The following is a 14,291-nucleotide window of genomic DNA, read 5'->3' as shown; positions in this document are numbered from 1 at the left end:
CGGCGATTATGCGGCGGGCGGCTCGGGCGGCGGCTGGGTGTCGCCCGCGCCCAGGACTTTTTCCATGATGACGATGTCGCGCCAGGCGCCGAATTTCCAGCCGCAGGAACGGACGGTGCCGACCTCGGTAAAGCCGAGCGCGCGATGCACGCCCACCGAGCCGGCGTTGGCCGAGTCGCCTATCACCGCCATGGCCTTGCGAATGCCCACGGCTTCAAACCGCGCCAGCAGTTCGGCCAGCAGGGCGCGGCCCAGGCCTTTGCGATGCTGCCCGGGTGCCAGGTAGATCGAATCCTCCACCGAAAAACGGTAGGCCGGGCGCGGCTTGAACCAGTTGCCGTAGGCAAAACCGGCGATTTCCCCGTCCTGCTCGGCGACCAGGTAGGGCAGGCCCTTGGACAGCACGTCGGCCCGGCGGGCCGCCATGTCGGCCGCGCCGGGCGGCTCGGTTTCAAAGGTGCCCGTGCCGTGCAGCACGTGGTGGCCGTAAATGGCGGTGATGGCGGGAATGTCCTGGTCGCGGCTGGGGCGTATGAGGGGCATGGGGAAGGGGCGCGGGGCGGTTGGAAGCAGCGAAAGGGCAGGAAGAAGGGCAAATTTCCGGTAAAACCCTCCGGCAGGCTATAATCTCAGGCTTTGCAGCAATTCGCTGGCCGGGTGGCCATGTCGTGTGTCTCAAGCGCTGCAGAACATTGGGGTAACTACTTTACCGGTAAGCCCCACCACCCGAAGGATAAATCATGGTCGTTATTCGACTTGCACGCGGCGGTTCCAAGCACCGTCCTTTTTTCAATATTGTTGTGGCTGACAAGCGCGTCCGCCGCGACGGCCGTTTCATCGAGCGCATCGGTTTTTACAACCCGATCGCCACCGGTGGCGAAGAAGGCCTGCGCATCGCGCAAGACCGCCTGACCCACTGGATCGGCGTGGGCGCACAGCCGTCTCCGACCGTGCTACGCCTGGTCAAGCAAGGCGCCGCCAAGGCCGCCTGATCTCCGAAGCTTTTAATCCAAGTTTCGATGCAGCCCGGCCTCTCGCCGTCCGCGGGCTTGACACCCTCAAGCCTTCCGGACGACGCTGTTGAAGTCGGGCGCATCCTGGATGCCTGGGGCGTCAAGGGCTGGGTGAAAATCCTGCCGCACAGCTCCGATCCGGAAGCGCTTTTCGCGGCCAAATCCTGGTTTTTGCAGGCGCCCGACGCCAAATTCCGACCGGGTTTCACCGTGTTTTCCGGCACCGTCACGCTCGGCGTAGACGAAGCCAAGGTCCACTCCGATTCCGTCGTCGCCAAGTTCGCCGGCCTGGACGACCGCAATGCCGCCGAGGCCTTGCGCGGCGCCCGCATCTTTTTGCCGCGCAGCAGCTTTCCCGCCGCCTCCAAGGACGAGTACTACTGGGTCGATTTGATCGGCCTGAAAGTGGTCAATCGCGAAGGCGTTGACCTGGGCCTGGTGCGCGACCTGATGGCCACCGGCCCGCATTCCGTGCTGTGCGTGGAATACACCGCCCAGCAGGAAGACGGCGGCAGCGCCACCGCCGAACGCATGATTCCCTTTGTCTCGGTCTATGTCGACACCGTGGACATCGCCGGCAAATGCATCACCGTGGACTGGCAGCCCGACTACTGAGGCCCGCCGCTAACCGAGGTCTCTTGCGGGGCCTTTCCGGGTCCATTTCCCCTCGGCGCACGGCTCGCGCAAAATAGCCTATCCATGCGCTTTGACCTCATCACCCTGTTTCCTGAACTTTTCGCGCCTTTCCTGGCCAGCGGCGTCACCCGCCGTGCCTATGAATCGGGCCTGGTGCAGGTCAAGCTCTGGAATCCCCGCGATTTTGCCGATGGCAATTACCGCCGGGTGGACGACCGGCCTTTTGGCGGCGGCCCGGGCATGGTGATGATGGCCGAGCCGCTTGCCTTGTGCCTCGAAGCCATACACACTGATCGCGCCGCCGCCGGCGCGCCCAAAGTGCCAACGGTGCTGTTTTCCCCCGTGGGCAAGGTGCTTGACCATGCCGGCGTCGAAAGCTGGTCGGCCAGCACCGGTGCCGTGCTGGTGTGCGGCCGCTACGAGGGGCTGGACCAGCGCTTTATCCAGACGCATGTGGACCTGCAGATCAGCCTGGGCGACTTTGTGCTGTCGGGCGGGGAAATCGCCGCCATGGCCTTGCTGGACGCGGTGGCCCGCCTGCAGCCCGGCGTGCTCAACGACGAGGGCAGCCACCAGCTCGACAGCTTCAATCCGGCGCTCGACGGGCTGCTCGACTGCCCGCACTACACGCGGCCCGAAAATTGGCGCGGCCAGCCCGTGCCGGCCACCCTGATGTCGGGAAACCACGCCCATATCGAGCGCTGGCGGCGTGAGCGGCGGCTGGCTTTGACGCAGCACGAGCGCCCCGAATTGGTGCAAAAAGCGCGCGCGAGTGGCCATTTGAGCGAAAGCGACGAGGCTTTTCTGGCCGATCTGCTTGAAAACCCCGACAAGGATGCCTGAGAAAAGCCCTGGCTTGCTATAATCAAAGGCTTTTCGATCCTCTGGCGGCCACTGCGACCATCTGAATCATCTGCGGATGAATCCATGGATTTGCGGTCTTTAGCGTAGCGCGTGCATGAACGAAAAAGTTAGATGGAAAAATCATGAATCTGATCCAGACCCTCGAGCAGGAAGAAATTTCCCGCCTCAACAAAACCATTCCCGCTTACGCACCTGGCGACACCGTCATTGTCAGCGTGAACGTGGTTGAAGGCACCCGCAAGCGTGTGCAGGCTTTTGAAGGCGTGGTGATTGCCAAGCGCAATCGCGGCCTCAACTCCAGCTTCATCGTCCGCAAGATCTCCAATGGCGAAGGCGTTGAGCGCACCTTCCAGGTGTACAGCCCACTGATCGCCAAGATTGAAGTCAAGCGCCGCGGTGATGTGCGTCGCGCCAAGCTGTACTACCTGCGCAGCCGCAGCGGCAAATCCGCACGTATCAAGGAAAAGCTGGGCGCCTGATCTTCCGGTCCGGCTTGGCCGGACCCAGGGCAGCCCCAACAGCCCCTTTGGAAAAGCCGCTCACCGAGCGGCTTTTTTTATGCCCGGGCCTCAAGCCAGCAACCCATCGCCCACGTCAACGCACTCCATGAACTCCTTCAAGCCGCTGCCCAAGTTTGACCCGCGCAGCATCCCTGTGCTGGGCATTGACGACCACCTGGCGGGCGTGCCGCTGGAGCGGCTGTCGCCGCAGGCCCTGCGCGAGCGTTTCCGGCATCCGCCGGTCTGGACGCCCGAGCACAGCGTCGAGAAAAAATTCACCGACCGCACGCCGGCGCTGGCGGCCGTGCTGGTGCCCCTGGTCATGCGCGATGAAGTGACCTTGCTGCTGACCGAGCGCACCGCCAACCTCTCCACGCATTCCGGCCAGGTGGCCTTGCCGGGCGGCCGCACCGACGACACCGACCGCGATGCGGCGGACACCGCCATGCGCGAAGCCCACGAGGAAATCGGCCTGCCGCGCGACCATGTGGAGGTGCTGGGCACCTTGCCCACCTACGTGACGGGAACGGCCTTCATCATCACGCCGGTGGTGGCGCTGGTGAAACCCGGCTTCACGCTGCAACCCAACCCCGGCGAGGTCGCCGACGTGTTTGAGGTGCCGTTGGGTTACCTGATGAATCCCGCCCACCACCGCCGCCACGAGGCCGAGTTCGACGGCGTTCTCCGGCAGTGGCTGTCCATGCCGTATTCCGATCCTTCGATCGAAGCAGACAGCGGCGAAGCCCGCGAACGCTACATCTGGGGCGCCACCGCCGGCATGCTGCGCAACCTCTACCGTTTCTTGGTTGCGTAACACCCCTGTCCAAGCTCACTGCGTGTAGCTTGTTCCCCCCTCGAGGGGGGCGGCGCCTGCGGTCTGGCAAAGCCAGTCCCGCGGCCCCCGCTGGTAGTGTCCCTGAAATCTCCAGGCCAGCATGAGCCGTGGAACCGGCTTTGCCGGGCTACAGGCGGGCGGCCCCCTCGGGGGGCAGGGAGCGACACGCAGTGCGCGACCGTGGGGGCAGTATCATCCTTGCATGAGCTTTCTCGCCGTTTTGTTTGCACTCATCATCGAACAGGCCCGGCCGCTGGCCCGCGGCAACTGGGTTCATGCAGGCTTTCGCGGATGGGCGCGCTGGACCAACCGCAGCCTGGACGCCGGCAAACCCCAGCACGGCTGGATCGCCTGGACGGTCGCCGTCATCGTGCCGGCGCTGGTCACCATGCTGATCCACTGGCTGCTCTGGAACATCAACGTCGTGCTGGCCTTCGCCTGGAGCGTGGCGATTCTTTACGTCACGCTGGGTTTTCGCCAGTTCAGCCACTACTTCACCGACATACGCGATGCGCTCGACGACGGCGATGAAGCCACGGCGCGCGAGCTGCTCGCGCAGTGGCGCCAGGTGGACGCCAGCGAACTGCCGCGCAGCGAAATCGTGCGCCACGTCATCGAGTATTCGGTGCTGGCCGCCCACCGCCATGTGTTCGGCGTGCTGGCCTGGTTTTCAGTGCTGGCCGCGCTGGGCCTGGGCCCCGCGGGCGCGGTGCTCTACCGCATGAGCGAATTCGTCTCGCGCTATTGGGCCTACAAGCGCAAAACCGCCGCCGCGGCCGGCGAGGGCGCCAGCATGGCGCTGCAACTGGCCGCCAGCCGCGCCTGGGGCGTGATCGACTATGTGCCGGCGCGCGTCACTTCGCTGGGTTTTGCGGTGGTTGGCAGTTTTGAGGATGCCATCGACGCCTGGCGCAACTACACGCAGCGCTTTGCGGCCAATGCGCCGGCCGCTGCCGAGAACCGCAACGACGGCATCATCCTGGCCGCCACCTCCGGCGCCGTGAACGTGCGCCTGGGCGGCGAGGCGCTCAAGGCCGCGTTTTCGCCGAACACCTCCCAGGGTTTCCAGGCCGGCGGGCTGGACTCGGAAGACAACATCGCCACCGAGACCACGCCGGGCCGGGAGCCCGAGATCGCGCACCTGCGCAGCATCGTGGGGCTGGTGTGGCGCTCCGTGGTGCTCTGGATGGTGCTGCTGGCCTTGTTGACCCTGGCCCGACTGCTCGGTTGAGCGGCGCGGCGGCCCGTCAGGCCGCCGGGGGTGTCAATAACGGCTCTGCGAAAGCTCCGCGAACAGCTCGCTGTACAGCCGGTAGCGGTTGGCGCTGATGCTGCTGGGGTGGCCGCTTGCATTTACCTCGGCAATCACGCCGCAGCCCGGCTCATGCAGGTGGGTGCAGTTGTAAAACTTGCAATCCTGCGCATGGAGCCTGAGGTCCGGCATATAGCCGGCCAGGCGCATGGGCTCGATGTGGTGCAGGCCGAATTCCTGGAAACCCGGCGAGTCGATCAGGGCCGTGGCGCGCGTGTTGCCGTCCCCGGTATCCACCCAGTACAGCGTGGTGCTGGTGGTCGTGTGCTTGCCCGAATTCAGCGCCTGCGAGATCTCCGCCGTCAGCACGCGCGCATCGGGCACCAGCAGGTTGGTCAGGCTGCTTTTGCCGGCGCCCGAGGGGCCCAGCACCAGGGTTTTTTTTCCGCGCAGCAGCTCGACCAGTTCATGCAATTCCGCGGCCTGGGTATGCGCCGGCCTTGATGCTTCGACCTTGGGCTTGATCGCCAGCGAGAGCATGCGGTAGCCCATGGTGCGATAGGGCGCCAGCTTCGCCCAGGCGCGGGTGAAGGGCTCGCCCAGGTCGCTTTTGTTCAGTGCGATGACAGGGGTGATGCCTTCGGCTTCGGCGGCGATCAGCGCGCGGGTCAGCTGGCTTTCCGAAAACTCAGGCTCGGCGGCGATCAGGATCAGCACCTGGTCCAGATTGGCCGCGAAGGACTTGGTGCGCATCTCGTCCTGCCGGTAAAACAGGTTGCGGCGCTCCTCGATTTTTTCGATGGTGCCCTCGTCCTCCGAAGCCAGCCAGCGGATGCGGTCGCCGACCACGGCCTGGCTTTTTTTGCCGCGCGGGTGGCAGATCAGGCGCTCGCCGGTTTCGGTTTCCACCAGCACATGGCGGCCGAAACCGGCCACCACCAGCCCCGGCTGCGTTCCCGCCATGGGGGCCGCGGCGGGACGCCGGGGTTTGCTCAAGCGAGCAGGGCGTCTGCCTTGGACGCGCAGAAGAAGTCGCTGACGGAGATGCCGTTCACATCGTGTGTATTGAAGCGCACCGTGCATTTGCCGTAGCTCACCGCGAGGTCGGGATGGTGATCCTCGGCGTTGGCGATGAAGGCCAGCGCGTTCACGAAGGCAATGGTCTCGTAGTAGTTCTTGAAGCTGTAGGTTTTTTCCAGCGAGCCGTCGATCAGGCGCCAGCCCAGGGCCTGCTCACCGTTGAGTTTGCTCAACTGCGTGACGATTTCGGTGGCGCTCAGGGCTCGCCGGTTCTGGTGGATGGGGTTGCTCATGTCGCGGCACTTTCAAGGGAAGGGGCCATGCGGCCCAGCCGCTCGGAGGCGGGAGGGTGCGAATAGTAAAATTTCACGAACACCGGGTCGGGTGTCAGCGTGCTGGCGTTGTCCTTGTAGAGCTTGAGCAGCGCGCTCTGCAAGTCCCTGCCGTCGGTCTGGGCCACGGCATAGGCGTCGGCCTCGAACTCGTGCTTGCGCGAGAACTGCGCGAACACCGGCGAGATGAAAAAACTGAAAAGCGGCACCACCAGCAGGAACAGCAGCAGGGCCAGCGCGTCGTTGGCACCATTCAGGTTGGGACGTACTCCCAGGCCGGTATAGAACCACACCTGCGACGACAGCCAGCCGAGCAGCGCGAAGCCGGCCAGGCTCATGGCGAACATCGAGACGATGCGCTTGATGATGTGCTTGTGCTTGAAATGGCCCAGCTCATGCGCCAGCACGGCGTCGACCTCGCCGGGACTCAGCTGCTTGAGCAGGGTGTCGTAAAACACCACGCGTTTGGCCGCGCCGAAACCCGTGAAGTAGGCGTTGGCATGGGCCGAGCGCTTGCTGCCGTCCATGACGAACAGGCCCTTGGCCGCGAAGCCGCAGCGCTGCATCAGGGCCGTCACGCGCGCCTTCAGTGTTTCGTCTTCCAGCGGCTGGAACTTGTTGAACAGCGGCGCGATCACGGTGGGATAGAGCACCAGCACCAGCAGGTTAAAACCCATCCAGGCGCCCCAGGCCCATAGCCACCAGAGGCGCCCCGCGCTGCCCATCAGCCACAGGATCAGCGCCACGATAGGCAAGCCTATGACCAGGCCCACCAGCGTGGATTTCACCAGGTCGGCCAGCCAGAGCTTGAAAGTCATCTTGTTGAAGCCGAAACGTTCTTCGATGCGGAAGGTGCTGTACAGCGTGAAGGGCAGGTCCAGCGCGCCGCTGATGAGGCCGAAGCCGGCTAGCAGGGCCAGTTGCGGCGCCAGGGTGCCCCAGGCGGCGAGGCTGGAGCCGGCCAGCGCCTGGTTCAGCGCGTCTATGCCGCCCAACAGGGTCCAACCCAACAGTATGGCCGAGGCGAAAGCCGTCTCCAGCAAGCCGAAGCGCGCCTTGGTGATGGTGTAGTCGGCCGCTTTCTGGTGGGCTTCGAGCGAGATGGTGCCGGCAAAGGCCGCGGGCACGGCATCGCGGTGGCGCGCCACATGGCGGATCTGCCGCGAAGCCAGGTAGAACTTCGTGAGAAGGCCCAGCACCAGCAAAGCCGAGAACACCCCGGTGAAAAGAAGCGAATAGTCGGTCATAGCGGGCAGTTTAGGCGATCAGCGAGAATCTCGGCATGCCCGAAATTGAAACCACACTCAAAAAATCAGACCAGAACCTCGTCTGGCTGGACTGCGAAATGACCGGCCTGGACCCGGAAAAGGAGCGCCTCATTGAAATCGCCGTGATCGTGACCGGCCCGCAGCTTACGCCGCGCATCGAGGGCCCGGTCCTGGCGATCCACCAGACCGACGAATTGCTGGACCAGATGGATGCCTGGAACAAGGGCACCCATGGCCGCAGCGGCCTGATCGACAAGGTCAAGGCCAGCACGGTGGACGAGGCGGATGCCGAAGCGCAGATACTGGCCTTCCTGGCCCAGTACGTGCCCAAGGGCAGCTCGCCCCTGTGCGGCAACACCATCAGCCAGGACAGGCGTTTCCTGGTCAAGTACATGCCCAGGCTGGAAGCCTTTTTGCACTACCGCAACGTCGACGTCAGCACTTTCAAGGAGCTGGCCAAGCGCTGGCGGCCTGAGGTCTATAGCGCTTTCAAGAAGCGCCAGAGCCATACGGCGCTGGCCGATGTGCACGAGTCCATCGACGAACTGGAGCACTATCGGGAACACTTCCTGAAGTGATTCTTTGACTGGTTTTGTTAGGCTGGGTAAGTGCAACCTGCTCCTGAAATGAGAGCGTCTGCAAGGCCCGATAGCCCTTGATCAAGCGGGGGACTGGTAGAAACCCGTAAAACACACTATAATCGTGGGCTTGCGGTTGCACAGGGTGCGCTGCATTTGTACATCTACCTCACACTTTTGGACTCCAACAACGGAGTCACCGCTTCGGGCACAGCGTCAAGTTTGCCGCCCGGGCCGCATATTCGTTTGATGGTTGATGTTTTATTAACCATGAACGAATCCTTCCGCATCGCGGGAGGGGAAGTTTCCTGTTCCTTCGCCAAAAGCGCTGCGAACAGGTGATTAGTGAGAAAAACATGACTGACTCTTTTGAGGCTCGTGGCGACTTTTTGCCTGAAGCCATTGCCAACGACAACAACGACACCGCTTTCAACGCCGTTCCGGATTTTTCCGATGCGCCTGAGGCCTCCACTTCGCTCGACGCAGTCGTGGCCGAACCCAACGGCTTTGTAGCGCTCGGCCTGGCCAAGGAACTGCTGCAGGCCGTCGCCGACATGGGCTTTACCAAGCCCACCGCGGTGCAGATGGCGACCATCCCCAAGGCCATGCAGGCCCTGGATGCCGACCCCAAAGCTGCCAAGTTCACCGACCTGCTGGTTTCCAGCCAGACCGGCAGCGGCAAGACCGCTGCTTTCCTGCTGCCCGTGCTGCACACCCTGCTCAAGCAGCAGGAAGAAGCCGAACGCTTTGAGCGTGCCGAGTTCGAACGCCTGAGCGCTGAAGCTGTCGCCCGCGGCGAAGCGCCGCTGAAAAAGCCCAAGCGCAAGGACCCGACCAGCCCCCGCAACTTCAAGGCCGCCACGCCCGGCGCGCTGATCCTGTGCCCCACGCGTGAGCTGGCCCAGCAGGTCTGCGCCGACGCGATCGATCTCGTGCGCCACTGCCGCGGCCTGCGCATCGCCAACGTCGTTGGCGGCATTCCTTACCAGTTGCAGATCGCCAAGCTGCAGAACGCCAACCTCGTGGTCGCCACGCCCGGCCGCCTGCTCGACCTGCAGCGCAGCATGCAGATCAAGCTGGACCAGGTGCAGTTCCTCGTCGTCGACGAGGCCGACCGCATGCTGGACCTCGGCTTTGCCGACGACCTGACGGAAGTCAACCAGCTCACGATAGAACGCAAGCAAACCATGATGTTCAGCGCCACGTTTGCGCCCCGCATCATGCAGCTGGCCACCCGCGTCATGCGCACGCCGCAGCGCGTCGAGATCGACTCGCCGCACGAAAAGCACACCTCCATCACGCAATCGCTGCTGTGGGCCGACAACATGACCCACAAGCGCAAGCTGCTGGACCACCTGCTGCGTGACACCACCATCAACCAGGCCATCGTGTTCGCGAGCACCCAGGTTGAGTGCGACGGCCTGGCCAACGACCTGGTCCAGGAAGGCTTCAGCGCCGTGGCGCTGCACGGCGCGCTGAGCCAGGGCCTGCGCAATCGCCGCCTGATGGCTTTCCGCGACGGCCGCGTGCAGGTGCTGGTGGCAACCGACGTGGCCGCCCGCGGCCTGGACGTGCCCACCATCACCCACGTGATCAACTACGGCCTGCCCATGAAAGCCGAAGACTATGTGCACCGCATCGGCCGCACCGGCCGTGCCGGCCGCGAAGGCAAGGCCGTCACCATCGCCGAGTTCCGTGATCGCCGCAAGATCCAGGACATCGAGCACTACATGCAGCAAAACCTCAAGCCCAGCGTGATCGCCGGCCTGGAGCCGCAGCAGCGCTTCGCCCCCACCTCGGAGCGCCCGCGCGGCAACTTCGGCGGTGACCGTGGCGGCCGCGGCTTCGGCGGCGGCGGTGATCGCGGCGGCTTTGCCGGCCGCAAGCCGGCGGGTGGTTTTGGCAACGGCGGTTTCGCCGGTTTTGGCAACAACCGTTTCGAGCGCGACGACCGCGGCTCCTTCCAGGGCCGTCCTCCCGCACCGCAGGGTAACGGCTATGCCGACCGCTCCGGTTTCAACGACCGCGGCCCGCGCCGCCAGGACGATCGCGGCGGCTTCGGCGGCGGCCACAACGCCGGCTTCGCCCAGCGTGACGACCGCAATTTCGGCGCACGCAACGAAGGCTTCGCACCGCGCCCCGACTTCGCCAACCGCAAGCCTGGTTTTGCCAAGCCCGCCGGCAAGGTCTTTGTGCCCCGTGATGCGGCCAAGAAGGGCGGCAAGTTCTCCAAGCCCGTGCGCGACTGATCTTTAGCGTCGTCGTCACGACGGCAAACAAAAAAAGCCGCTGCAGACATTGTCCGCAGCGGCTTTTTCTTTTCCGCATCCGCGTACCCTGGGCCGCGCCCGTGCCGGCAAGTGCGGCCGCCCAGACGCTATGATGCGATGGCGGTGCCGGCAGTCCGGCGCCCTCCAAAAAGCATAGACATGTACGCAGCCGCCTGGCCCCCTCTTTCAAAGAACTGAAATCTTGCTTCTGCCGGTGCCCGGGCCTTTGTCCTGAGGTACCGCGGAAGTATTGCCCGCACCCCGCTGGATAGCTTTCCGGCCGGTGTGCCCGATCACGACCGCGCTTTCGATTGACGACGATCCACGTCGTGCCCGCGGTCTTGTCCATTTCATTTCTTTGGAAACTGTCATGTCCCTGTTCAATACCTTGATGGCTTCGGCCATTGCCCTGGCGCCGCGCGCGCTGATTCGTAAAATCTCACGCCGTTACATCGCCGGTGACACTGTGGCCGATGCAATTGAGCGCGTTGCAGCGCTCAATGCCGCCGGCTTTGCCGCGACGGTCGACGTCCTTGGTGAAACCACCGAATCACTGTCTCAAGCCGACGCTACGACCCGTGAATACCTCAAAGTGCTCGAAGCGATTGCGCGTGAGGGTTTGCGCGCAAATATTTCGGTGAAGCCCACCGCACTTGGCTTGTTACTCGATGAAGCGCACTGCGAGCGCAATCTCGAGCGTTTGCTCGATGCCGCCAAGGTTTACTCCATCTTTGTGCGCATGGATATGGAGGATGCGAGCTGCACGCAGCGCGAGATCGATCTGCTGCTGCGCCTGAAGCGCCGCGGATACGGCAATGTCGGTCTCGTGTTGCAGGCCTACCTCAAGCGCACCGACGCGGACATCGCTTCCTTGCTCGGTGCGCGTGAAAACCTGCGCATCTGCAAAGGGATTTATGTCGAGGATCACGAACATCTCGTTGAAAGGGCCTGGCAAGACCGGCGCGCGATCAATCCGCACTTTCTGCGGCATGTCGCGTCTTGCTTCGAGAGCGGCACCTTCGTGGGCGTTGCGACGCATGACGAAGAACTCGTCGACGAAGTGATCGCACTGGCGCGCCGCCGGCAGGTGCCCCATGCGGCGTTCGAGTTCCAGATGCTGCTCGGTGTGCGCGAGAGCCTGCGCGACCGCCTGTTCAAAGAGGGTTACGCGGTCCGCATCTACGTGCCCTACGGCAGGGACTGGTACGGCTACAGCATGCGGCGCATCAAGGAAAATCCGCGCATCGCCGGCTACCTGTTGCGCGCCCTGCTGACCCGCTGAGGGATTCAGCTCATGCCGTTGCGGCTGGCCAGTTCGACAAACAGCGCCGACTGGTCCAGGTCGGTCAGGCCGTTCTCCACGCCCCCGGCATAAAGCCGCTCGAACAGCGACGTGATCGGTACTTCAAAGCCGATCTCCTGCGCGGTCGCCAGTGCGTTGCGCATGTCCTTGAGCTGGATGTCCATGCGCGCGCGCGGCGCGAAGTCGCGCTCCAGCATGCGCTGGCCGTGCACTTGCAGCACGCGGCTGTCGGCAAAGCCGCCGGTGATGGCTTCCCTGACTTTGGCCATGTCGGCCCCGCCGCGCGAGGTGAACAGCAACGCTTCGGCCACCGCGCCAATCGTGATTCCCACAATCATCTGGTTGGCCAGCTTGGTGAGCTGGCCGCTGCCGTGCGGGCCCACGTGGGTCGCGCGGCCGAAGTGATGGAGCACCGGCAAGGCCCTGGCGAAATCTTCCGGCTTGCCGCCGGCCATGATGGCCAGCGTGCCGGTTTCCGCGCCGCCGGGGCCGCCCGACACGGGGGCATCGAGGTGCGAAATGCCCAGCGCGCCCAGGCGCGCCGCATGGTCGCGCGCTTCGCGCGGCTGGATGGACGCCATGTCGAGAAAGAGGGCGCCCGGCTTCATCGCGGCGGCCACGCCTTGCGCGAACAGCACCTCTTCGACCACCGGGCCGCTTTCGAGCATGCTGATGACGATCTCGGCGTTCGCCACCGCGGCGGCGGCACGCGCGTGCACGGCGGCGCCCAGCGCCGCCAGCGGCCCGGCCTTGGCCGGCGTGCGGTTCCACACCTGCGGTGCGCAGCCGGCTGCGCAAAGCCGCCTGGCCATGGGAAGCCCCATGATGCCCGTGCCCAGGAAGGCGATGCGGGGAAGGGGCGTGTCGCTGGCGGTGGTCATTCGGGTCCTCACAGTGGCTTTTAGCCATCATGAGGCCGGCCGCGCGAGAAGGCTGTCAGCGAGCTTTCTAGGCAGCGTTTCAGGATGTTTTTATGCCGCTTTTTTCAGGGCCGGCGCGAACATGGCTTCCATTTCCTGCCGCACTTTACAGGCCGGGGTGGAGGTGTCCATGGCCACGTCGCCCCAGCTCAGGCTCTGGCCCTTCTTGACCGCGCGCACCACCTTGACCTGGTGCGCCAGGCCCAAGGGCAGGCCGCCCATCTTTATGGAGGTATCGGCCGGCAGCAGCTTGCCCCAAACGGTGTAGCCGCCTTCGCCGTCAAGCATGTCGCCGGGCTGCAGGTCGCGCTTGGCCGTGGCCACCACGTCGGCGTTCCAGCAGGTCGCCACGCCGGTCGGCTCGCCGCGCAGCGCGACGCTGGCGACCGAGACGCCGACCTCCAGGCCTATCAGGTGCCAGCGCTTGTACAGCGTGAAATAGCGCCCGCTCGGATCGGTGTGGGCGTTGTATTCCTCAAAGCAGTTCTTGATGTAGTCGGTCTCGGCCTCCACCGTCACCCAGACCCCCATGCGGATGTCATAGGGGATCTTGCGGCCGTTGGCTTCCAGCGAAGAGATGACTTCCACCATGCCCTTGCGCTCCAGCACGCCGCCTTCGCTGATGGGTCGTGTCACATAAGGGATGTCTTCCACGCTGGCAGGCGGGTAGAGCAGGCCGTTGCTGGGCACCGTGAGGCCCGTGGCGTTGGCGACAGCCGTGGATTCGATGGAGGGCTTGGAGCCGTCCAGGAAACTGTTAAACATCTTCGGGTTCAGCCCGCCGCGCGCGGCCTGCTCGGGCGTGAGGCCGTAATTGCCCCACACGGTCTCGGGCGTGGACTCGCAAAAATGCGGCAGCCATTTGTGGCCGCGGCCCGCCGCCACCACCGGGAAGCCACAGGTGCGCGCCCAGTCCACCAGGTCGCAGATCAATGCCGGCTGGTCGCCGAAGGCCAGCGAATACACCACACCGGCCTGCGCCGCCTTGCGCGCCAGCAGCGGGCCGCAAAAAGCGTCGGCCTCCACCGTGACGTTGACCACATGCTTGTCGTGCGCGAAGGCCTGCAGGCAATGCTCCACCGCGGCAATCGGGTTGCCGGTGCACTCCACAACGATGTCGATCTGCGGATGCGTGACCACCGCCTGCCAGTCGTCGGTAACCCAGGTCGTGCCGGCCTTGATGGCCGCCTGCGCCGAGGCGGCCTGGGCCATCTCGGGTTTCCAGCCCACGCGGGCGAGGTTGGTGCGCGCCGCCTCTGGCGACAGGTCGGCAATCGCCACCAGGTGCACGCCGGTCGTGCGGGGAATTTGCGCCAGGTACATGGAACCGAATTTGCCGGCGCCTATCAGGCCTATGCGCACCGGTTTGTTGTCGGCCGCGCGTTGCTGGAGTTTGGAGTAAAGATTCATATCACTTTCTCTGTTGGGCTCCGCGCAACCTGGGATGGTGGGAGTGGAGCGCGCATCTTTTCGAGGGATCACCGTGGAACTGGCTTTGCC

General features: G+C 64.4%; 15 protein-coding genes. 9 read left to right on the top strand and 6 right to left on the bottom strand.

Annotated elements, in window-relative coordinates; translation table 11 throughout:
* Nucleotides 1-6 precede the first annotated feature (6 nt).
* Nucleotides 7-543, bottom strand: coding sequence for a GNAT family N-acetyltransferase (locus tag PMI15_RS07195; protein WP_007865875.1), 537 nt, complete (start codon nt 541-543; stop codon nt 7-9).
* A 197-nt stretch (nt 544-740) separates the two neighbouring features.
* On the opposite strand from PMI15_RS07195, the gene rpsP reads away from it, so the two are divergent.
* The 6 genes from rpsP to PMI15_RS07165 all read left to right on the top strand — a co-directional run bounded on the left by rpsP (nt 741) and on the right by PMI15_RS07165 (nt 5,079).
* Complete coding sequence (rpsP, locus tag PMI15_RS07190) at nt 741-992, top strand: 30S ribosomal protein S16 (protein WP_007865872.1); 252 nt, start codon at nt 741-743, stop codon at nt 990-992.
* Between the two features lie 27 nt (nt 993-1,019).
* Nucleotides 1,020-1,628 (top strand): ribosome maturation factor RimM, encoded by a 609-nt coding sequence (rimM, locus tag PMI15_RS07185; protein WP_007865870.1) that lies wholly within the window; start codon nt 1,020-1,022, stop codon nt 1,626-1,628.
* A gap of 84 nt (nt 1,629-1,712) precedes the next feature.
* Nucleotides 1,713-2,492: a tRNA (guanosine(37)-N1)-methyltransferase TrmD gene (gene trmD, locus PMI15_RS07180; protein ID WP_007865869.1), complete on the top strand. Its 780-nt coding sequence runs from the start codon at nt 1,713-1,715 to the stop codon at nt 2,490-2,492.
* Nucleotides 2,493-2,635: 143 nt separating this feature from the next.
* The gene (gene rplS / locus PMI15_RS07175) at nt 2,636-2,992 is read left to right on the top strand and encodes a 50S ribosomal protein L19 (protein ID WP_007865865.1); all 357 of its coding nucleotides are present in this window, start codon (nt 2,636-2,638) and stop codon (nt 2,990-2,992) included.
* Between the two features lie 127 nt (nt 2,993-3,119).
* On the top strand, nt 3,120-3,827 hold the full coding sequence (locus PMI15_RS07170; protein WP_007865862.1) for a CoA pyrophosphatase: 708 nt from the start codon (nt 3,120-3,122) through the stop codon (nt 3,825-3,827).
* 223 nt (nt 3,828-4,050) lie between these two features.
* Nucleotides 4,051-5,079, top strand: coding sequence for a CobD/CbiB family protein (locus PMI15_RS07165; protein WP_007865858.1), 1,029 nt, complete (start codon nt 4,051-4,053; stop codon nt 5,077-5,079).
* 33 nt (nt 5,080-5,112) lie between these two features.
* Here PMI15_RS07165 and rsgA read toward each other — a convergent pair whose 3' ends face one another.
* From rsgA to PMI15_RS07150, 3 genes are read right to left on the bottom strand one after another with little or no spacing between them, the layout of a single operon-like run.
* Nucleotides 5,113-6,096, bottom strand: a complete 984-nt coding sequence (gene rsgA, locus PMI15_RS07160; protein ID WP_036837890.1) for a ribosome small subunit-dependent GTPase A — start codon at nt 6,094-6,096, stop codon at nt 5,113-5,115.
* Nucleotides 6,093-6,413 carry a 4a-hydroxytetrahydrobiopterin dehydratase gene (locus PMI15_RS07155; protein ID WP_007865853.1) on the bottom strand — a complete coding sequence of 107 codons (321 nt, stop codon included), beginning with the start codon at nt 6,411-6,413 and terminating at the stop codon, nt 6,093-6,095. Before PMI15_RS07155 ends, rsgA begins: the two co-directional genes overlap by 4 nt.
* A complete protein-coding gene (locus tag PMI15_RS07150) occupies nt 6,410-7,699 on the bottom strand; it encodes a M48 family metallopeptidase (RefSeq protein ID WP_007865850.1) in 1,290 nt (429 codons plus the stop codon). The genes PMI15_RS07155 and PMI15_RS07150 overlap by 4 nt, the downstream gene beginning before the upstream one ends.
* Before the next feature lie 35 nt (nt 7,700-7,734).
* Here PMI15_RS07150 and orn point away from each other — a divergent pair, with 35 nt between their 5' ends.
* The 3 genes from orn (at nt 7,735) to PMI15_RS07135 (ending at nt 11,850) form a co-directional block, all read left to right on the top strand.
* Complete coding sequence (gene orn / locus PMI15_RS07145) at nt 7,735-8,298, top strand: oligoribonuclease (RefSeq protein ID WP_007865846.1); 564 nt, start codon at nt 7,735-7,737, stop codon at nt 8,296-8,298.
* Between the two features lie 356 nt (nt 8,299-8,654).
* Entirely contained in the window at nt 8,655-10,547 is a 1,893-nt protein-coding gene (locus PMI15_RS07140) for a DEAD/DEAH box helicase (RefSeq protein WP_007865843.1), read from the top strand.
* 391 nt (nt 10,548-10,938) lie between these two features.
* Entirely contained in the window at nt 10,939-11,850 is a 912-nt protein-coding gene (locus tag PMI15_RS07135) for a proline dehydrogenase family protein (RefSeq protein WP_007865840.1), read from the top strand.
* A 5-nt stretch (nt 11,851-11,855) separates the two neighbouring features.
* Here the strand turns inward: PMI15_RS07135 and PMI15_RS07130 are convergent, their stop codons facing one another.
* Together PMI15_RS07130 and PMI15_RS07125 are read right to left on the bottom strand one after the other, a co-directional pair.
* Nucleotides 11,856-12,752 carry an NAD(P)-dependent oxidoreductase gene (locus PMI15_RS07130; protein WP_007865837.1) on the bottom strand — a complete coding sequence of 299 codons (897 nt, stop codon included), beginning with the start codon at nt 12,750-12,752 and terminating at the stop codon, nt 11,856-11,858.
* Between the two features lie 90 nt (nt 12,753-12,842).
* Nucleotides 12,843-14,201, bottom strand: coding sequence for an NAD(P)H-dependent oxidoreductase (locus PMI15_RS07125; protein WP_007865835.1), 1,359 nt, complete (start codon nt 14,199-14,201; stop codon nt 12,843-12,845).
* Nucleotides 14,202-14,291 lie beyond the last annotated feature (90 nt).

This window comes from Polaromonas sp. CF318, assembly GCF_000282655.1.
Classification (GTDB): domain Bacteria; phylum Pseudomonadota; class Gammaproteobacteria; order Burkholderiales; family Burkholderiaceae_C; genus Polaromonas.
This window is presented reverse-complemented; position numbering and strand designations above follow the sequence as displayed.